The sequence below is a fragment of the Alteromonas sp. S167 genome, assembly GCF_036864375.1.
GTDB lineage: Bacteria > Pseudomonadota > Gammaproteobacteria > Enterobacterales > Alteromonadaceae > Alteromonas.
On the sequence record NZ_JAZETR010000003.1, the window covers coordinates 95,021 to 114,228 of the forward strand.

Here is a 19,208-nt window from a genome sequence, read left to right on the forward strand (position 1 = left end):
TAGCGACTATTAACATTTATTTAATATTTGGTCTAAGAACCGCTATTTATCGCAGATAATTGAACGGATAAAACAGGTTATTTATCGGAAAATGACACAAATGATTACAAATACAGAGGCAAGGTTTTTTGAATAGATTTCTTAAATGGGTTTCTTGAGTAGGTTTCATGAATAGAGAATACAGAAGTTTTCTTCAGGCACAAAAAAAGCCGCTCAAAAGAGCGGCTTTTTTCAAATACGTCAGCGCTTACGCTTCAGCAATGATGATCACTTTGATTGAAGTGATAACGTCAGAGTGAAGTTGTAAGTCGATGTCATACTCACCAGTTTCACGAAGTGTACCAGTAGGTAGTTTAACTTCTGCTTTAGCAACTTCAACGCCAGCTGCAGTAATTGCATCAGCGATGTCACGTGTGCCAACAGAGCCAAATAGTTTACCTTCGTCACCAGCAGGAGCTGCGATAGTAACTTCAGCAAGCTCAGCAACTTTTTCAGCGCGTGCATTTGCAGCATCTAGTTGCTCAGCAATTTTCGCTTCAAGTTCAGCACGACGTGCTTCAAACTTTTCTACGTTGCCTTTAGTTGCAGGAACCGCTTTACCCTGTGGGAAAAGGAAGTTACGAGCGTAACCAGACTTAACAGTCACTTGGTCGCCCAGGCCGCCAAGGTTGGCGATTTTATCTAGTAGGATGATATTCATCTTAGCTAACCCTTATTTTCGCCAAATTACTTGTGTGAATCAGTGTACGGAAGCAACGCAAGGAAACGTGCGCGCTTAATCGCAGAAGACAGCTGACGCTGATATTTTGCGCTTGTACCAGTAATACGGCTAGGGACAATTTTACCGCTCTCAGTGATGTAGTTCTTAAGAGTAGCGATATCTTTGTAATCAATCTCAGTCACACCTTCTGCAGTGAAACGGCAGAACTTACGACGTCTGAAAAAACGAGCCATGGGTGATCTCCTTAAGCGTTGTCTTCAGTGGTTTCAGTTTTCTTTTCCGCGCGGTCTTGGCGAGGAGCAGAATCGTCACGACGCTCACGACGAGGCTCTTCTTTCATCATTGGAGAAGGCTCAGTCACAGCAGTCTTAGTGCGCATAACCATGTTACGTAGGATCACGTCGTTGAAACGGAAAGCATTTTCCAGCTCATCAACAGCTTCTGCAGATGCTTCAGCATTGATTAGTACGTAGTGGGCTTTGTGCAGCTTTTCAATTGGGTAAGCCAGTTGACGACGGCCCCAATCTTCTAAACGATGAATCTGACCACCGTCTTGCTTTAGGATTGTGGTATAACGCTCGATCATACCAGGTACTTGTTCACTCTGATCAGGGTGAACCATAAATACGATTTCGTAATGACGCATTATAGCTCCTTACGGTTGTAGCCTCGACAGTACAGCCGACTGTATGGAGACAAGGAACGAATTGGGATGGCTGTAAGGGCGCGCATTATACGCAGCAGTTGTAAATTGCACAAGCATTAATCACCTTAAAAACAGCGCCAATGCTGCACACAGTAAATAAATTTAACAATACAATGCAAAATACTGTTTATTTGTACAGCATTTTGTTGTACAGTTTTTGTGTCTTTAAAAAACAGGGGACCTACCATGGCCATTACTACACAGTACGTTGTTACACACAAAGGGGTAGAAAAATTGGTAACTACCGACAAAAAAGAAGCCGATCAATACGACAAAATGCTAGACGCAGCAGACAACTTGGCCGAGTACATCAATGCTAAAGGCATTAAGCTTGAAGATAATGTAGTAGAGGAACTCACTATTATGTTGTCGAAAAATAAAGACAAAATAAGCAAAATATTTAAAGGCGCAACTGCAGATAGCGTGCTAGAAGACGAAAGCGCGGAAGTGGTAAAGCTTCAAGCCAACGGCTAACACAATAAGCGCCGACTCATGGCTAAAATAGTAAGTTGAAACACACGAAAACCCGCTATTAGCGCCACAGTGTGTTTCAATTGCCTTCACTAATCTCACACATGTTAGAAATCAGTTTTCACTAGCGTCAATTCAAACAGTATCTTCTCAAAATAAAACGTCACTTTTAAATAAGATGCCGCTCCAATTAGTTATTTGATAACATAACGACGTCGATATCAGCAAAGCGCTGATCTTAGTGTTGAGTTGCACACGTTATGGCTAATCGAAAGTCTTATAGGAGACTTTGTTTGGTCTACACGAATGAAAAGCGTGATGAATTTGGTAGGGGCAGACGTGTCGAATAGCAAAACAGATGAAAAAGCGCCAGCGTTAGCGGTAAACATTGATACACTAACGTTCAGTTATACTAAAGGTAGCCCGCCCATACTTTCTATACCTAAATGGAAAGTGCCTAGCAATCAACATGTATTTTTATCGGGCCCTTCTGGCAGTGGTAAAAGTACCCTGCTGAACCTTCTAAGTGGTACGTTAAAACCTACTAGCGGTAACATCACATTGCTAGACAAACCTTTCTCTTCACTATCACCACGTCAGCGAGATAAATTTCGTGCACAGCATATCGGTGTGGTGTTCCAACAATTTAACCTTATTCCGTACTTATCGGTTGAGCAAAATATTAAAGCAGCGGTGTATTTCGCTAAAAAAGGCGCATCTAGTACCGAAGTGTACGAACGCATGCTTACACTGATTGATGCGCTTCGTCTTCCAACATCGGTATTAAAACAAAAAGCTGATGCACTGAGCATAGGTCAACAACAGCGAGTTGCTATTGCTAGAGCACTAATTAATAGCCCCGAGCTATTGATAGTTGATGAACCCACATCGGCATTAGATACCGCGGCAAGAGATAGCTTTATGACTTTGCTTAAGAGCGTTGCGAAAGACAGCACCATGATTTTTGTAAGCCACGACATGGGTATGGCCTCGCACTTCGATACTACATGCAGTATTAGTGACTTGTCGGACACAAACAATACAAAGCCAATGGGAGCGTTATCATGATAGGCAGTATTGCGCTCGAGAGTTTAAAACGTAGACGCAGTACGGCGCTGCTTACGCTTATTAGTATCACCATTAGTATTAGCTTATTGATTTCTGTAGACATTATAAGAACGCAAGTGAAAAGCAGTTTTACCAGAACGGTATCAGGCGTTGATCTAATTGTTGGCGCGCCGAGCGGGCAGCTAAACTTATTGCTTTCTTCAGTGTTCAACATTGGGACGCCAACAAAAGGAATAGAATGGGAAAGCGTAGCCGCGCTAAAAAATAATCGACAAGTAGATTGGATAATTCCACTTTCTCTTGGTGATACCCACAGAGGGTTTCGTGTTGTTGGCACAACAAACGCTTTTTTTACGCACTTTAAGTACGGTGATAAGCAAACACTAACCTTTAAAAACGGCGCAATGTTCAATACACCACTTGCTACCGTTGTGGGTGCCGACATTGCCGCAGACCTCGGCTACGAAGTAGGTGATAGCATTATTATTTCCCACGGCTTAGGTAATGTGTCGTTTAATAATCACGATGAACACCCTTTTGTAATTTCAGGCATATTGCAGAAAACAGGGACACCCGTAGACAAAGCCGTATACGTAACACTAGAAGGCCTTGAGGAAGCGCATAGTCCACATCAGGGACAGGGCAGCGCTTCTACAGGCATTACCCGCCCAAGCGCAATACAAAACCCCGCATCCGAGCATGAGCATGAGCATGAGCATGAGCATGAGCATGAGCATGAGCATGAGCATGAAAATGCTACAGAAAGCTTGGAAGACTACAACGCTAATGCCTTTACTCCAGAACAGGTTTCCGTAGTGATGATCGGGCTTAAAAACCGCGTAACGGCTTTGCAGCTTCAATATCGTATAAACCAGAATAAAACCACGCCGCTAATGGCTATTCTTCCCGGAATGGCGCTGGCTGAACTTTGGCAAATTATGGGTAATATAGAGGCACTTCTACTTGGGCTTTCAGCACTTATTGTGGCCTGTGCACTTATTGGCCTATCCACCATGTTGCTAGCGTCTATGCGAGAACGATATCAAGAAATCGCCGTGTTGCGCTCTATTGGCGCAGGTCCAGGTACCTTGCTGCTACTTATTCAATTGGAAGCCATGCTTTTAGCAGCAATAAGCACGGCACTTAGCATAGGGTTGGTTGTTGCAATAATGGCGCTAATCAAACCATGGTTAAGCAGCGAATACGGAATATTCTTAAGTGGCGCGCTATTGGGTAAAAGCAGCCTCATTATTATTTCTCTGATGCTGCTTGCTACGTATCTGGTATCGTTATTCCCAGCAATAGCGGCCTACAGACGAGGCCTTCACTCTGGGTTATCTGGCAGATAGGAAATAAGAGTGGTGACGATTAGCAAGTCGGTGGAGCTATTCGCCCACCCGCCTATTAGTGCTAAAACGAGTAATTAGCTCGTGTACTTGATTAACAGTTTGGCGTAAATCATCACTAGCGGCTAGCGATGCTTCCGATGAACGCTGAGTTTCAGCCGCGCCATCTGCCACTTCAACAAGCTGTTTGTTGATGTGCTCAGCCACCGTACTCTGCTGCTCTACAGCTGACGACATTTCAACAGTAGCGTCTGCAATACCTTTTACAGCGTTGTTTATTTCAAGTAATGCCCCACGTGTTTCTTCAACAATAGCGCTGCCGTGCTCAGCTGACGCTAGCCCTTCTGTCGACACGCGTACTGCGCGATCTGAGCGCTCGGCCAGTTCAGTAATGATATTGTGTATTTTGTCAGTAGATTCACGTGTTTTCGATGCTAGCGTGCGCACTTCATCTGCGACCACGGCAAAGCCACGTCCTTGTTCTCCAGCTCTTGCAGCTTCAATGGCGGCGTTAAGCGCCAACAAATTGGTTTGCTCCGCGATGGTAGAGATGATGTTAGCGGCTTCACCGATATCACTGGTTGACTGCGCCAGCTCAGTAACAGTTTCAGAAATAGACTCAACCGCCTTGCGCAGAGAAACAATGGCTTGCATGGCTTCTTCTGCTTTTTGGTTACCTCTATCTACGTTTTCAGCCGCCGTTTGCGAACTCTTAGCGTTACTTTCAACACGCTCAGCTACCTCTTGAATAGCTTGGCTCATTTGCGTAACCGCTGATGCGATTTGTTGCGTAGCCTGATTTTGTTGAACTACCGCTGCACTGGTGTTTTCTGCCTGTTCGTGGGTTGTGCTAGAAATATGCTCTAAACCATCAGAGGCGTCTTTAATGCGTGCTAATGCAGTTCGCGTTCGTGCTAACTCGCACCCCATAGCAAGTTTAGCCTGTGCCAAGTGCGGGGCATCGGGGAAATAAGACTGTGCTACAACCTCATTGTGATAGCTCTCAGGGCTTAAATTTAATAGCTCGTTCCACTCACTACGGTTTTTCATGTCTTGCGCAACCGTTAACACACCAATTGCAACGAGCGTTATTAAACTAGGCACCAGGCCTGTCATTACCCCCATTACAATGGCAAGTAAAAGGCCAATAAGTAAAGACGGCCAGACTCTTCCAGCTGTTTGCGTGAAACGCTTAGTAGCACCAATCGCCGACTTTCCAGCCTGCATTCTTTCATAAATAGAAGAAGCGCGTGCAATTTCGTCAGGGAGTGCCGGTACACGTACCGACTCGTAGCCAGATATTGTTGTACCTTCGTAAACAGGTGTTACAAATGCAGATACCCAATAATGGTCGCCATTTTTCCTTCTGTTTTTTACAAGGCCAAGCCAACATTGCCCCGACTCCAACGTTCTCCACATTTCTTTAAAAACAGGCGCCGGCATATCTGGGTGGCGAATAAGATTATGGTTTTTACCTATTAACTCTTCGCGGCTGAACCCACTCGCTTCAATAAACTCTTTATTGCAATGTTTGATAACACCGCGTTTGTCTGTTGAAGAAATAAGCCTATGGTGAGAGGGAAATTTGTACTCTTTTTGAGTAACAGGCTGGTTATTTCTCATTGTATGCGTTCTCCGTCCAGTGAAGTCTGTTCCGTAAAAACTGAACTTTTTCTTTTATTTAAGACTAGAACAAAATTAGACCACGTCTAGTCGAATTGAAAATTTGGAAAACATTACATTTTTTCAGAGACTTATATCAAGCACTTTATACTTTAGTTTATTGCTATATGAAAAACGGTCGAACATGTCGACCGCTTTTTCATCTAAAATGGCAGGTAGGCTTAAGAAGCCAAACGGTCTAACAAGGACAGTAATCGTTCACTGGCCTGTTCCATCGCAACAAGTTTTGTTTCTGCTAATGCAACATCGCCATTTTGCTTTGCTGCAACAGCATCAATACCGTTTCTATGCATAGCGACCATCGGCGTCTCTAGCTCTCTAAAGCTGGCTGTTTGGCCAATGGACTGGCTGGTGTTTTCTCTGTACCACATTCCGAGTCTAGAACTTGTGTGGTCGGTAAAATCTGACGCTGACGTATTACTGAAACCACTAAGCACAGCGTAAACATCGGCTTTCCACACAACGTGATCAAGCTTAACGGTTTGAATGAAGGTGCTTAGTGCGCTGTCGCTAATGGTAGCTCTCATACTGTCACAATGCTGAACCATGGTTTCATAGCTACCATTTAACTGCTCAATACCAGCTTCTAACTGTTCGTTGTTACCACGAAGTTCATTTACACCCGACACCGCTTTTGAAGTCGACTGAATAATTCCGTTTACTAGCTCCGATACTTCGGTAGCCGACTTGTTGGTTTCCGTTGCCAGCGCACGAACTTCATCCGCAACAACACTAAAACCACGACCAGCGTCACCAGCTCGAGCTGCTTCAATAGCAGCATTAAGAGCAAGCAGGTTGGTTTGGTCTGAAATACTGGTAATTGTAGTAACGAATTTATTGATGTTATCGGCAGTTGTAGATAGACCCGATATACGCTCGCTCATGCTGCCCATTTGCACATTTAAGCCGCTCATATCGCTTACAATCTTCTTTAGTGTTGCAGCAGAGTTAGTGAACAGTTCGTTAATGTTAGCGACTGACTGATTTTCGTTATCAATTCGCTGATAAGTATCTAATACTGACTCTCTGATGCCCGCCATTTGGTTTAAGGCGTCAACAACGCATTTCATTAGCACCGATTCATTTGACGACGGCTTTGCTTCTGCTTGCTCTAAAGATGCAACTAACTCGGCATTTTCTGCCTCAAGCAGCGCCACTTTATCTAAAGCGTCTTGCACACGTGTCTCTAAAAGGCGAGCTTCAGCCACCTTATCTTCATATTTACTGCGAGATACAAACATAGTTTCTTACCGAGATTTTTGTTCTAAAAATATTTACGCAAGAATATCAGACATATACAGCTTTACGCTATTAGCCTGAAGTAGCGCATTTTAAGGGTATCGGCAGCGCGAGGAAAAACTGATGTAACATTTTGACTAAATATACGTGCCGTATTTTTTAATGAGACACTAGGGTATTATGAAAGCGTTGTTCGTATTCTCTGCAGTATATTCAGGCGTTGGACCCCCACATGGACATCAACACACTTTTAATGGTTTTTGTTTTGCTTGGCCTGGCAACGTTACTTCAAACGTTAAGTGGTTTTGGATTCGGCCTTTTCGTTGTTTCAAGCTTTACGTTATTTAGCATAATGCCATTAACTGCTACTACGTTTTTGGTAAGCTTTTTAAGTTTATTTAACGCGGCAAGTTTGGTTTTTAAAAATGCGCATCAAGTCAATCGAATGGCATACAAATATATCTTGTTGGCGGGACTTCCAACGCTAGTCATTGGATTTGCTTTACTTGAATATCTATCTAGTTCACAAAGTGACTTCCTGAAAGTCATACTGGGAGTGTGTATTCTAGCCTGCTGTGCGCTGTTATTGATGAAGCGTACTCTTGCCCCCCCGTCCAAGCGCCGTCGTGGATTTGTAATTGCCGGAGCTTTAGGCGGTGTCCTTGGTGGACTATTTTCTACGTTTGGCCCACCAATTGTTTATCAATGCTACAGGCAAAACTGGCCAGTAGATGAAATAAGGATCACTCTTCTCGCGGTTTTTTCAACAACTGCTTTGGTAAGGCTAGTTCTCGTACCTTTTGGAACATTACCGCACTATGAAACATTACTATTTTGCTGTGCAGGGGTGCCATTTGTTTTATTAGTGACACGGTTTGCAAGAAGACTTTCCACATATATTAACCCATTGTGGATAAGAGCATTGGCACTCATCACTCTTGCTTGTAGTGGAATAGCACTGATATTAAGCAACGTTTCGTTTTAGCTACCCTTTTTGTTTTGAAAATATGCAAACTGAACTCACTTGGAAAATGTAAAAATAGCGTAAACATAAAATTTAAAAAAATGTTTCACACGATAAACCTTTGACCTAAGCCAATAAAAATCATATCCCGGTGAATATTTTATCTACGCCTTCCTCATACTAAATGTTAATTTTCTGGTAACACTATTGACCTTTACATTACACTCGCTTAATGTAATGTAAGCGCTTTCAATCAGCCCTTTTTATTTGACCGCAATTGTAAGCGCTTACACTCAATGTTGAAGTGGCTATCGCCGCAACGTAACGAACTCAATTTTTGCTCATATTTTGGACCAAGGCTGAGAATAATGACTAAAAAAGTAACTCAACTTTCGCAGATAGCAGCTGCGATATCAGTCACAACACTTTTTGGTTGCGGTGGTGGAGCTGAAACCTCTACCAATATCGCAGCGGTAGATGCATCCGTGCCCGTCAGCGACTGGCAGCTTGTATGGGGTGACGAATTCGATGGCACCAGTATCGATGATGATAACTGGACCCATGAAGTTAACTGTGAAGGCGGCGGTAATAACGAAGCACAGTGCTATACCGACAGCGCCGACAACTCTTTTGTTTCAGACGGTACCCTAAAAATTGTTGCACTTCCTGCTGAAGAAGGTGCACCAAAGCCTTATACCTCAGCGCGCATAAATACGCGTTATAAAGCCGACTTTAAATATGGCCGTGTAGAAATGCGTGCAAAAATGCCGTCAGGACAAGGTAGCTGGCCAGCATTTTGGATGATGCCAACTGACGAAGTATATGGTGGCTGGCCTCGCTCTGGTGAGATTGACATTGTTGAAGCAGTAAACCTTAAAGCATCTACCTTAGAGGGCGGTCAAGAAAACCACATCTACGGTACGTTGCACTACGGCCAAGAGTGGCCAAACAACGATAGCTCTGGTCAAGCCTATGCATTACCTGATGGTGCTAACCCAGCTGATGACTTCCACACTTATGCTATTGAATGGCAAGAGGGTGAAATTCGCTGGTACATGGACGGTTACTTATATGCCACACAACGTCGCTCAGAAGTGCGCACTAATGCGAATGGTGATGCGACAGGTTTGTCACACCGCGGTTGGTATGCTGAATACTACGAGCAAGGCACTGGTGAGCTAACTACTCACTGGGACAATGCGCCTTTCGATCAAGAGTTCTACCTCATCTTGAACTTTGCTGTGGGTGGTGCATGGCCAGAAGCAGTAAACGACACAGGTATTGATGCGGCTGCGTTTGCAGAAGGTCAAACCTTCGAAATCGACTACGTTCGCGTGTATGAGTGTGCATCTGATCCTGATACAGGAAAAGGCTGTGAAACAATACGTCCAGGTTATGACTCACTGGAAGACGCGCTTGTTGAAGGTGCTGCACCTATTCCAACACCACCATCAACGGGTATTCCACAAAACCTAACTATTTTTGACGGTACACCAAACCCTAACTGGCCTGCATGGGACTGCTGCGGTGGTTCAACACCTGCACTGGTTGAGGATGCAGACGAAGGGCAAGTATACGAGTTCACCTTTGGCGAAGCGCCTACCGTTATGGGCTTTATCAGTCGTTCACAATTTATCACTGACCCTGCGGGCGAAGCATCACCATTTGACGCATCACCTATTGAAGAAACAGGCAGCGTTAAATTTGACTTGAAAGTAACCTCACTGCCTAACAACACTGAAACGGCATGGTTATTCAAAATTGAAAGCTCTGAAGGAAGTACCTTTGCTGAACTTCCATTAATGGATGGCTATGTAGGACCAGCTGCAAGTGCAGGTGCAACACCAGAGCAAGGCGTATGGGAGTCTTACGAGTTCCCTCTTAGCACGCTTGCTGAAGCTGGCCTTGATACTAGCGCCATTGACGTAATTATGGTGTTCCCACTTTGGGATACAGGTAACGGCGCGGTGTATCGCATGGCGAATGTTGAGATTTCTCAAGAAGGCGGCGTGACCTACCCTGAACTGGTTATTTTTGAAGAAGGTCAAAACCCAGACTGGCCTATGTGGGACTGCTGTGGTGGTTCAACGCCAACCGAAGAAATGGATGACGAAGAACACGGTTTAACAGCAGAGTTCCGTATTGGCGAAGCACCAACGGTAATGGGCTTTATCACACGTCCTGCTGCAGGTGGTGGTGATACTCCGTTTGACGCAACAGCACTAACTGACGGCGGCCTGCTTCAATTCGATATGCGCGTGGTTAATGCACCAGCGAATGCCGACTCTACATGGTTATTCAAAATTGAATCGACAGACGCTGCAACAGCGGTAGAGCTCCCTCTAGCAGAGAGCGTAGAAGGTCAAGCACCTGTTGAAGGCGAATGGCAAACGTACACTTTCCCAATTTCTGATTTACAGGCTCGTGGCCTAGACGTAAGCGCTATCGACGTCATCATGGTATTCCCAGCTTGGGGCACAGGTGAAGGCGCAGTTTACCGTTTAGATAACGTGAAGTTCTACCACCCTGACAGCGGCGCTGAAGCACCAGCAGGCGGTATCACATTGTTCGCAGATGCAGCTGCTGATCAGTGGCGCATTTGGGACTGCTGTGGTGGCTCTACGCCTACTGAAGAAATTGACGACGCTGAGCATGGCACTGTTGCAGAGTTCCGCATCGGTGAAGCGCCAACGGTAATGGGCATTATTGCTGACGATGGCCACTCTTATGATGCGTCTGCACTACTTACCAATGGTGTAGTGCGCTTCGAAATGAAAGTAAGCTCAATGCCGAACGATGCATCTGCACCGTGGTTATTCAAAATTGAATCAATTAACGCATCAACCGCTGTTGAACTACCTATTTCAGCAAGTCTGGAAGGCGTAGATCCAGTTCAAGGTGAATGGCAAACCTACACTTTCCCTCTTCAAACGTTGTTTGATGCAGGCCTGGATATCAGCGCGATTAACGTAATTATGATGTTTCCAGCATGGGGACAAGGTAACGGTGCGGTTTATCGCGTAGATAACGTAGAAATTGCAGCGCAATAACAAAGAAGCTGTCGCTGTAAAAACAGCGGCAGCCTTTCATTGATTTGAAACAGTAGGGCAATTATGAAACACACAACTTTTAAAAAGACCCAGCTTGCCACATCGATGGCTTTGTTAATGGGCTCATCGCTTGTGCTACCTACCTACGCACAAGAAGCCGAAACCGCTACGCCGTCTGATGACGAAGTAGAAGTTATTCAAGTAAGCGGTATTCGCGGAAGCGTAATGCGCTCGATGGACTTGAAGCGCAGCTCTAACGGTGTGGTAGACGCCATATCAGCAGAAGAGTTAGGTAAGTTTCCAGATACGAACTTAGCTGAAGCACTTCAGCGTATTACCGGTGTAACCATTAGCCGTAACAACGGTGAAGGTAGCCAAATCACTGTACGTGGTTTTGGCCCAGAGTTTAACCTTGTAACGCTTAACGGCCGTCAAATGCCGGGCACAGGCTTTACACGTTCTTTCGACCTTGCGAACCTCTCTTCTGAAGGTGTGAACACGCTAGAACTGCAAAAGACAGCGCGTGCTGAAAACCCAAGCGGTGGCTTAGGTGCAACGGTAAACATCATTACTATGAAGCCATTGTCTCAGCCAGGACAAAACGCCACGATATCGGTTAAAGGCATTCACGATACCTCGGTTGAAGAAGGCGATGACGTAACACCGGAAATTGCTGGTGTTTACAGCAACACGTTTGCAGACGATATGTTTGGCTTTGGCGTTTCATTCTCGCATCAAGAGCGTGATTTCCAGCAACAATCGGCAAATATTCAAGGTTGGCAGCTACAAGAAAATGATGCGCTTCCAGACCTTGATCCATCGAATGTTGTAGACAACCGTACAAATATTACCAACGCCGCATTCTTCCCGAAAGACATGAACTATGGCATTAACGATGTTCAGCGTGAGCGTCAAAATGCTCAGGTAACGCTACAGTTTCGTCCAGTGGACGAATTTACTGCTACCGTTGACTACACAGCATCACGCGCCACCACTGGCACGAACTCTGTGGGCTGGGGTATTTGGAACAACTTCGGTGCCAACATCAATGCTTACGAGTTAGACGAGAACGGTACAGCTGTTTTTGCAGATATCAGTGGCGATGATGGCTCATTTACCGCTAGTCGTAATACAACCCGTGTTGACGCGCGCTCGCTAGGTGTGAACTTCGATTGGGCAATCAACGACGACTGGCATGTAAGCCTTGATTACCATGACTCATACAACGAAATTGATAATGGCTTTGACGAAGGCTTAGGCAGCGCAGGTCAAATAATTCTTGGTTCAAACCAGCTTGAATCAAAAATTTATGACTACCGTGACGGTGAAATTCCACAGGTTTTCGTAAACTGGAACAATGGCACCAACGAAATTCTGCCAAGTGAAATTGATTCAAACTTCAGTCAGTTTATCTATTCTCCTGGTCGTTCTGACATCGAGCAGCTTCAGCTAGACGGAACCTGGTACAACGATACGTTCGATATTCCACTTGTTAAAGTTGATTTTGGTTATGCACGCACAGAGCAGGCGCTATCTGGCTTTACAGCGTGGAGTGGATTGCGTGGCGGCCCGGGCTTCAACCCGTCATTTACGCAAATATTCCCAGACAGCATGTTTGTACGTAACGACACGTCAGGTTTCCTAGACGCGTTTGATGGCGGCGGTGCTGGCATGAACCCAGGTTACTACTACACGTTCAACTTTGATGAAGCTATTGCAAGACAGCTACAAAACATCACGGCTGATGTAGTAGGCGAAGGCAATGCTTACTCAATCGACCCGTTCTTTATGGGCGCGCCATCGGTGAGCAATGTAGAGGAAATTACAGACTCTATTTACGTGCAAACCGAGTGGGACTTCGAGCTTGGCGATTACTTTGTACAAATCAATGCTGGTGTTCGTTACGAAGAAACGGAAGTACCTAGCTCTGCCGAAGTACGCGTACCTACTCAAGTAAACTGGGTAGCGGCGTCTGAGTGGATCACGCAGTTCGAAGACGAGCTTCAAGTACAAGACTTTACCGGCGAGTACGACGTTGTATTACCAATGTTTGACGTGAAAGTCGATGTGACCGACGACGTAGTTGCACGCTTCTCATGGGGTAAATCAATTACACGTGCCCCAATTGGCCTATTACAGGGCGGCTTGTCTTTCAGCGGTAGCCCTAAAATTGGCGCGCGTACTGCTTCTGCGGGTAACACAAGCTTACTGCCGTTTGAGTCATCGAATATCGACCTTTCATTAGAATGGTATTACGACGAAGCAAGCTTTGCGGCAATTGGCCTATTTAGAAAGTCAGTTGAAAACTACATCACCACAACAGGTCAAGATCGTCAGTTCGAAGGACTGCGTGATATCTATCAAGGCCCTCGTTGGAATGAGGCAGTAAGTGCTATTGAAGCGTCTGGTGAACAAGCTACAGACAGCGCTATTTACGACTACTTCGTAAACAACGGCTATGCTGACGAGAACGGTGTTGTAACGCCTGATGCTAACGACCCGCTAATTACATGGCGTACCACACAACCAGGTAATTCTAGCGACTCGAAAACGGTTGAAGGTATCGAGCTTGCTATTCAGCATACCTTTGGTGACACAGGCTTCGGCTTTGGAGCTAACGCAACATTGGTTGACGGTGACGTAGAATACGACCCATATAACCTTGAAGAGCAGGATCCGCTTGTAGGTATTAGCGACTCTGCAAACTTCCAAGTGTTTTATGAAAAAGAAGGGCTATCTGTAAAAGTAACCTACGCATGGCGTTCTGACTACGTGGTTGGTATTGGTCAAGCACAGGGCTCATCAGACAACCCAGCAACGCAGTTCGATACCTTTGGGCAGGTTGATGCAAGCATCAACTACGACGTAAACGAACACCTAACGGTATTCTTAGAAGGTATTAACATTAACGACGAAACCGAGCGTGGCTACGGTCGCTTTGAAGAGCAGTTCCTGTTTGCTCGTCAATACGGTCCTCGTTACACGCTAGGTGCAAGATACACGTTCTAATTTCTGTTTATCGTGTGAGTAAAAAGCCGCTTTTAAAAGCGGCTTTTTTATTTAAAAATACCAGTCAAATCCGGCTCTTGCTCTTACTTCTTTGTTTACGCCGCTATCGAAATGCTCAAGTCTTACATAAACGCCATATTCATTGTTTGGCTGAGCAGATAATTCAGCTACAAAGTGGTTTAGCGGTTTTCGTACCCTGTCTGAAACTGTCACCGACGCTTCAAATCGAAGTGACGATTGCCAGGCTAAATTAACAAACAGCCCGGCATTTAAGCGGCCATATACGATGTCTTCGCTCAGTCTGGTGCCAAAACCTGCCTCAGCGGTTCCGTAACCAATAACATCGCGATGAAGCCTTAAACTTTTGCCCAGGCCGCCTTCTAATGAGAAAAAGCCTTCGTCATTTAGCGCATCGTCAAATGCTTGTTGGTAGCCAATAAATAACGTACCAGACCACCGTGGTAAGCTTTGCGTTGACGGCATATATGATTCGAACGCATAAAGTGTAAAGCGGTCCAAGCGCACATTGCCAGACTGTGTGTTTACCGACAGCTGTGTTTCAGCAATACGTAGCTCTGATTCGTTGAAAAATTGTGGCTCTGATGTTCTCAAGTAGTGCGAAGCTGGTAAGAAGGATAGCACCGCTCTTTCGGACTGATTAAACCGCTCAACCCCTAGACTTAAAGCACTGTCTTGCACTGTATCAAGCGGGTTTTTCGCTGTTTTTCTGTTAAGTTGAAACTGCTCATGCCTATCTAGAAGCTTATCAAAGTCATCGTACTTATAAGAATGCGATGGCGTCATCTTTTGTTCTATTGCGATTAACCGCTTCACATACTCAAGCTCCAGCGGAGTTAACGCCTCAAACTGGCCATAGTCAGTACTTTTTCCTTCTGAAAGCATACGCTTTAACTTGTTAACTTTACGTGTACCTAGCTGTAGCTCTAGTGCTGCTACCGCCCATTCGTTGGCTAAATTCACCTTCGATTGCGCGATTAATTGCACCTTAGCGGCTGCTTTAACCACATCTGCAGGAGTTACGAATAGCGTTTCTTCTACTTTTATTTCCGGCTGAACTATTCCTAATAGATACAGGGTAAGCGTTGCACAGTTATAGCTTTGAAAGAGATAGGTAATATCAATGTCTTTTAGCTCCCATAGGTGAAGCTGCAGGAGCTGTCTAGCATCTTCATCAAGGGAAAGGGTATATTCGAATACATTCCTGCCTTCGGTATTTAAATATCGTACAAGCTCTTTTTCATAAGGCCTCACAATAAAGAAGCCCGGCATTCCCTTTACTAGCCCGTTGTAGATAATTGAAAAAGGGTTAAAGGTGTCATATTCGGTAAAGAAGGAAAGCGCGTGTGAAACTTCATTTCCTCTGTAATTTTCACCTTTCGCTTTAAGAAACACATGCCCCATCATACTCGAGGCTGAGGACAACACTTCTGAGGCAAAAATGATTTCAACCGAGTCAAAAGGAACGTGATTTATATATTTATTGAGTTCAACACACTCGCTTACATCAAGGTGTTTTGTACTATTATTTAACTGCTTTTTCAGCCAATACACGCGAGCAGGAAATCGACAAGTGGCTTCACTCTCAGACGCATTAACATAGGCTATCAGTGCATCAAGTTCAGCGCGTGGTGAGAAGTGTGGTGCTGATAAGGTAAATTTAGGGTCTGATATTGCCGATTCTTGACCTTTTACATGCAAAAGAGCATGCCATTGCGGCTTCGCTGCAATATGTTCTCGCATAGTTTCAGCGGCTTCTAAGCTCTTCGCGCTGCTATTACCCGCAAGAAGTGCCAAAAAAAAGAAAGCTGGCAAAAGCCAGCTTTTTACTACGTAATTCATGTTAGCTTATTGCGCGCACTGAACTTCTACGTTGTCAGCATAATCCCACATTTTACCGGTAACGCCGTCAGTGGTAGAGCCAAGTAGGCCACCAATTACGATATTACCAAAGAAAACAGGTGTTATAGACTTTTTAATTGGTGTAGCAGTGTCACAGCCTTCCGCTTTTGTGCGTACTACTTTGTCTTTACCGTCACGAAGAACCACAACCATACCAGGCGCTGTCACTGTTTTATCGTCAACAGTTACTTCTGCAGGCTTGTTGTTACTTGTGGTAACGTTAATTGATTGGTTCTCTGATGTCATGACACTGGCACAACCAGATGTCATCATTGCAATTGCTGCAAGTAGCGCAATTTTTTTCATTTTTATATATCCCTAGTTTGTTACTGCCAAAACCTTGGCGGCGATTAATCTATATAAAAATGAAAAAATGTCAATCTGAGCGTATAGTTTGTCGCGTTCATCGCAAAAAAAAGCCCTAACTCAACGGAAAGGGCTTTTTAAACGTCATAGTGACTACTGACAGGATATATCAGCTTCCTTGGCACTTTCCGGTGTAAATTGAATATCTGCAACACTCAAGCTTGCTTTGCCTGCACTGCCAAGTTCGAACGGTACTACAAGACCGGTAAAGTCAATTCCCGCATCCACGAAGCACTGCAAGTCAATGCTGATAGTAGACCAAGTATCAATTGGCATATCCTTAAGCTTACTGCTTATATCAATTTGTGTTGAGCAACTGCCGGCCACATCGCCTTCACCCTCACAGTTCATACCGATAGTAACTGGCGAACTTATGTCTGAATGACGGTTAACGATAAACGTTAATGCTGCGTTGTTAAGAAGCTGTGCGCTGAGATCTTCGCGGAAGAAGCTTTTACTTGCAAAACGCATAGCAGCGAACTCGCTTCCATCGAAACTCACTTTTCGCGCATCTTCCTGTACTTCTTTATCAACTGTGCGATAAGAAATGGCGCCAATAGTATGCGTGCTCGCATTTACAGATAGTGATTTGTCACCCGAGTACAGCCACAGCTCCCAAGGTGCCTGTACGGCTCCTTTAAGAATAGACATAGGCTCTTGAGATTCACTGCTTACCTCGACTTTGGTACTTAATGTATCACTCAGTACATCGTTATCATCGAAAGTTAAACCAAAGCCATAAGGTAACAGTGGCGCGTATTCTTCATCACCTATATTTACAATTTGCTGCGGTGATGCAGGCCACGAAAATGGAAGTTTTCCTTTAAAGTCTTGTTTGCCAAAAATCACATCGGCTACCGCAGCCCCTTCAGAGCCAGGCAACCAAGCAGCCACAAAGGCGTCAGACGCATTCAGTTCTGCGTTTACCCACATCGGGCGCCCGCTAATGAATACAGAGACAACAGGAATGCCTTGTGCTTTTAGCTTTTTAAGCAGCGCAAGATCACGCTTACTACCGTGCTGATAGATGAGCGTTTCTCGATCGCCATGTCCTTCGGCATATGGCTCTTCTCCAAACACTACAATTGCTACGTCTGGCTTGGTTTCAAACTCACCATCAATAGAAAGCACAGCTTCGCCGCCCTGCTGTTCGGCTAAGCTCTGTATGCCATCGAATATAGACGTTCCACCAGGAAAATCTTCATTCGTGTTATTGGTACCTTGCCACGTTATCGTCCAGCCACCCGACTGCTTTCCAATATTGTCTGCAGCATCACCCGCCACCAAAATGCGTTTACTCGCGTCTAAAGGCAGTATTTTATCTTTGTTTTTCAACAGCACTAACGACTCGCGTACTGCTTGTTTCGCCACTTCACGATGACTGTCTTTGCCAATTAATGAGCGGTCACCAGAGAGTGGTCTGTTTGCTGGGCTTGGTTTATCGAACAGGCCTGCACGCACTTTTACACGCAAAATTCGGCGTACAGCATCGTCGATACGAACCATACTAATGGCCCCTTCTTTCACTTGTGAAATAGTGGTGTCGTACAATACTTTCCAGTCGCTTGGCACCATGAAAATATCTAGTCCAGCATTAATAGCTTGTGCACAGTCGTTGTTATTACACCCTTTTACTTGCCCGTGGCCGTTCCAGTCACCAACAACAAAGCCATCAAACCCCATTTGATCTTTCAATACATCGGTTAGCAAATATTTATGGCCGTGTAACTTTTCACCATTCCAACTATTAAACGATGCCATAACAGATTGTGCACCAACCGTAAGGCCGCCTACATATCCTTGTGCATGAATATCAAACAGCGCTTGTTCACTTGCAATATTGTCGCCCTGATCGTCACCACCAACAGTGCCACCATCGCCCACGAAGTGCTTTACCGTGCTAATTACACGCTGGTCGCCTAAAAAGTCTTTATCTGCAGCACCCTGAAGCCCTCTTACCACCGATGCAGCATACTCGCGCACTATAGCAGGGTCTTCTGAATAGCTTTCGTAAGTTCTGCCCCAACGGTCATCACGCACCACTGCAACGGTAGGTGCAAATACCCAGTCGATACCTGTTGCCATTACTTCTTTGGCAGTAATGTGTGCAATCTCTTCCATTAATGCTGGGTTATTAGCTGCACCCAACCCAATATTGTGGGGAAACAGCGTGGCACCAATCACATTATTGTGACCGTGTACCGCATCTGTCCCCCACATGGTGGGAATTGTTGAACCATCTAAACTGTCATCAACTGAGGCCTGATAAAGCGATTCAGCCAATGCTACCCAATCGTCCGGGGTTGCATGTTTGTCGTTGTTGGGAAATGCACCACCACCATTCAGGTAAGAGCCAAATCCGTATTTACGCATATCCTCAACTGAAATATTGCGAATCTCAGGCTGAATCATTTGCGCTACCTTTTGCTCCAGTGTCATTGATGACATGATGTCTGAAACTTTAGCTTCAACTGCTTCATCGCGTTTAACTTCGATATCAAGCTTCGGCCAAATTTGCGCTGCTTTAGTGCTTGGCGCAGTGGCGTTTTTTTCACTAACACTTGCTGCAGTGTTATCTTCAAACGAACAACCTGTAAGCAAAACACCACCAGCCAAGCTTAGAACGGTGCTAGCAACAACGTTAGCGAGAGTCGTTTTTCGCATT

General features: G+C 45.0%; 14 protein-coding genes. 6 read left to right on the forward strand and 8 right to left on the reverse strand.

Annotated features, from left to right (window positions below; translation table 11 throughout):
* Positions 1 to 247 precede the first annotated feature (247 nt).
* From rplI to rpsF, 3 genes are read right to left on the reverse strand one after another with little or no spacing between them, the layout of a single operon-like run.
* The gene (gene rplI / locus V7R35_RS06380; RefSeq protein ID WP_334013896.1) at positions 248 to 700 is read right to left on the reverse strand and encodes a 50S ribosomal protein L9; all 453 of its coding nucleotides are present in this window, start codon (positions 698 to 700) and stop codon (positions 248 to 250) included.
* A 26-nt stretch (positions 701 to 726) separates the two neighbouring features.
* Complete coding sequence (gene rpsR / locus V7R35_RS06385; RefSeq protein WP_012519954.1) at positions 727 to 954, reverse strand: 30S ribosomal protein S18; 228 nt, start codon at positions 952 to 954, stop codon at positions 727 to 729.
* Positions 955 to 965: 11 nt separating this feature from the next.
* Positions 966 to 1,367 carry a 30S ribosomal protein S6 gene (gene rpsF / locus V7R35_RS06390; RefSeq protein ID WP_014951120.1) on the reverse strand — a complete coding sequence of 134 codons (402 nt, stop codon included), beginning with the start codon at positions 1,365 to 1,367 and terminating at the stop codon, positions 966 to 968.
* 246 nt (positions 1,368 to 1,613) lie between these two features.
* Here rpsF and V7R35_RS06395 point away from each other — a divergent pair, with 246 nt between their 5' ends.
* The 3 genes from V7R35_RS06395 to V7R35_RS06405 all read left to right on the forward strand — a co-directional run bounded on the left by V7R35_RS06395 (position 1,614) and on the right by V7R35_RS06405 (position 4,315).
* Complete coding sequence (locus tag V7R35_RS06395) at positions 1,614 to 1,901, forward strand: YebG family protein (protein ID WP_334013897.1); 288 nt, start codon at positions 1,614 to 1,616, stop codon at positions 1,899 to 1,901.
* 315 nt (positions 1,902 to 2,216) lie between these two features.
* Positions 2,217 to 2,966, forward strand: coding sequence for an ABC transporter ATP-binding protein (locus V7R35_RS06400; protein ID WP_334014160.1), 750 nt, complete (start codon positions 2,217 to 2,219; stop codon positions 2,964 to 2,966).
* A complete protein-coding gene (locus tag V7R35_RS06405; protein ID WP_334013898.1) occupies positions 2,963 to 4,315 on the forward strand; it encodes an ABC transporter permease in 1,353 nt (450 codons plus the stop codon). The genes V7R35_RS06400 and V7R35_RS06405 overlap by 4 nt, the downstream gene beginning before the upstream one ends.
* Positions 4,316 to 4,351: 36 nt before the next feature.
* Here V7R35_RS06405 and V7R35_RS06410 read toward each other — a convergent pair whose 3' ends face one another.
* Both V7R35_RS06410 and V7R35_RS06415 read right to left on the reverse strand, forming a co-directional pair.
* Positions 4,352 to 5,935 (reverse strand): methyl-accepting chemotaxis protein, encoded by a 1,584-nt coding sequence (locus V7R35_RS06410; protein WP_334013899.1) that lies wholly within the window; start codon positions 5,933 to 5,935, stop codon positions 4,352 to 4,354.
* 221 nt (positions 5,936 to 6,156) lie between these two features.
* Positions 6,157 to 7,236, reverse strand: coding sequence for a methyl-accepting chemotaxis protein (locus V7R35_RS06415; protein ID WP_334013900.1), 1,080 nt, complete (start codon positions 7,234 to 7,236; stop codon positions 6,157 to 6,159).
* A 230-nt stretch (positions 7,237 to 7,466) separates the two neighbouring features.
* On the opposite strand from V7R35_RS06415, the gene V7R35_RS06420 reads away from it, so the two are divergent.
* From V7R35_RS06420 to V7R35_RS06430, 3 genes are all read left to right on the forward strand, one after another.
* The gene (locus tag V7R35_RS06420; protein ID WP_334013901.1) at positions 7,467 to 8,219 is read left to right on the forward strand and encodes a sulfite exporter TauE/SafE family protein; all 753 of its coding nucleotides are present in this window, start codon (positions 7,467 to 7,469) and stop codon (positions 8,217 to 8,219) included.
* A gap of 347 nt (positions 8,220 to 8,566) precedes the next feature.
* The gene (locus V7R35_RS06425) at positions 8,567 to 11,248 is read left to right on the forward strand and encodes a family 16 glycosylhydrolase (RefSeq protein ID WP_334013902.1); all 2,682 of its coding nucleotides are present in this window, start codon (positions 8,567 to 8,569) and stop codon (positions 11,246 to 11,248) included.
* A 63-nt stretch (positions 11,249 to 11,311) separates the two neighbouring features.
* The gene (locus V7R35_RS06430; protein ID WP_334013903.1) at positions 11,312 to 14,257 is read left to right on the forward strand and encodes a TonB-dependent receptor; all 2,946 of its coding nucleotides are present in this window, start codon (positions 11,312 to 11,314) and stop codon (positions 14,255 to 14,257) included.
* A 51-nt stretch (positions 14,258 to 14,308) separates the two neighbouring features.
* Here the strand turns inward: V7R35_RS06430 and V7R35_RS06435 are convergent, their stop codons facing one another.
* From V7R35_RS06435 to V7R35_RS06445, 3 genes are all read right to left on the reverse strand, one after another.
* Complete coding sequence (locus tag V7R35_RS06435; RefSeq protein ID WP_334013904.1) at positions 14,309 to 16,117, reverse strand: lipoprotein N-acyltransferase Lnb domain-containing protein; 1,809 nt, start codon at positions 16,115 to 16,117, stop codon at positions 14,309 to 14,311.
* 6 nt (positions 16,118 to 16,123) lie between these two features.
* Positions 16,124 to 16,483, reverse strand: coding sequence for an adenosine deaminase (locus V7R35_RS06440; RefSeq protein ID WP_334013905.1), 360 nt, complete (start codon positions 16,481 to 16,483; stop codon positions 16,124 to 16,126).
* Positions 16,484 to 16,636: 153 nt separating this feature from the next.
* A complete protein-coding gene (locus tag V7R35_RS06445; RefSeq protein ID WP_334013906.1) occupies positions 16,637 to 19,207 on the reverse strand; it encodes a glycoside hydrolase family 3 protein in 2,571 nt (856 codons plus the stop codon).
* Position 19,208: the final 1 nt, after the last annotated feature.

Bases quoted from the DNA above. Each gene is read 5' to 3' on its own strand.
- V7R35_RS06415 (WP_334013900.1), bottom strand. From the start codon at position 7,236: ATGTTTGTATCTCGCAGTAAATATGAAGATAAGGTGGCTGAAGCTCGC.
- V7R35_RS06410 (WP_334013899.1), bottom strand. From the start codon at position 5,935: ATGAGAAATAACCAGCCTGTTACTCAAAAAGAGTACAAATTTCCCTCT.
- V7R35_RS06445 (WP_334013906.1), bottom strand. From the start codon at position 19,207: ATGCGAAAAACGACTCTCGCTAACGTTGTTGCTAGCACCGTTCTAAGC.
- rplI (WP_334013896.1), bottom strand. From the start codon at position 700: ATGAATATCATCCTACTAGATAAAATCGCCAACCTTGGCGGCCTGGGC.
- V7R35_RS06405 (WP_334013898.1), top strand. From the start codon at position 2,963: ATGATAGGCAGTATTGCGCTCGAGAGTTTAAAACGTAGACGCAGTACG.
- V7R35_RS06440 (WP_334013905.1), bottom strand. From the start codon at position 16,483: ATGAAAAAAATTGCGCTACTTGCAGCAATTGCAATGATGACATCTGGT.
- V7R35_RS06430 (WP_334013903.1), top strand. From the start codon at position 11,312: ATGAAACACACAACTTTTAAAAAGACCCAGCTTGCCACATCGATGGCT.
- rpsR (WP_012519954.1), bottom strand. From the start codon at position 954: ATGGCTCGTTTTTTCAGACGTCGTAAGTTCTGCCGTTTCACTGCAGAA.
- rpsF (WP_014951120.1), bottom strand. From the start codon at position 1,367: ATGCGTCATTACGAAATCGTATTTATGGTTCACCCTGATCAGAGTGAA.
- V7R35_RS06400 (WP_334014160.1), top strand. From the start codon at position 2,217: ATGAATTTGGTAGGGGCAGACGTGTCGAATAGCAAAACAGATGAAAAA.
- V7R35_RS06435 (WP_334013904.1), bottom strand. From the start codon at position 16,117: ATGAATTACGTAGTAAAAAGCTGGCTTTTGCCAGCTTTCTTTTTTTTG.
- V7R35_RS06425 (WP_334013902.1), top strand. From the start codon at position 8,567: ATGACTAAAAAAGTAACTCAACTTTCGCAGATAGCAGCTGCGATATCA.
- V7R35_RS06395 (WP_334013897.1), top strand. From the start codon at position 1,614: ATGGCCATTACTACACAGTACGTTGTTACACACAAAGGGGTAGAAAAA.
- V7R35_RS06420 (WP_334013901.1), top strand. From the start codon at position 7,467: ATGGACATCAACACACTTTTAATGGTTTTTGTTTTGCTTGGCCTGGCA.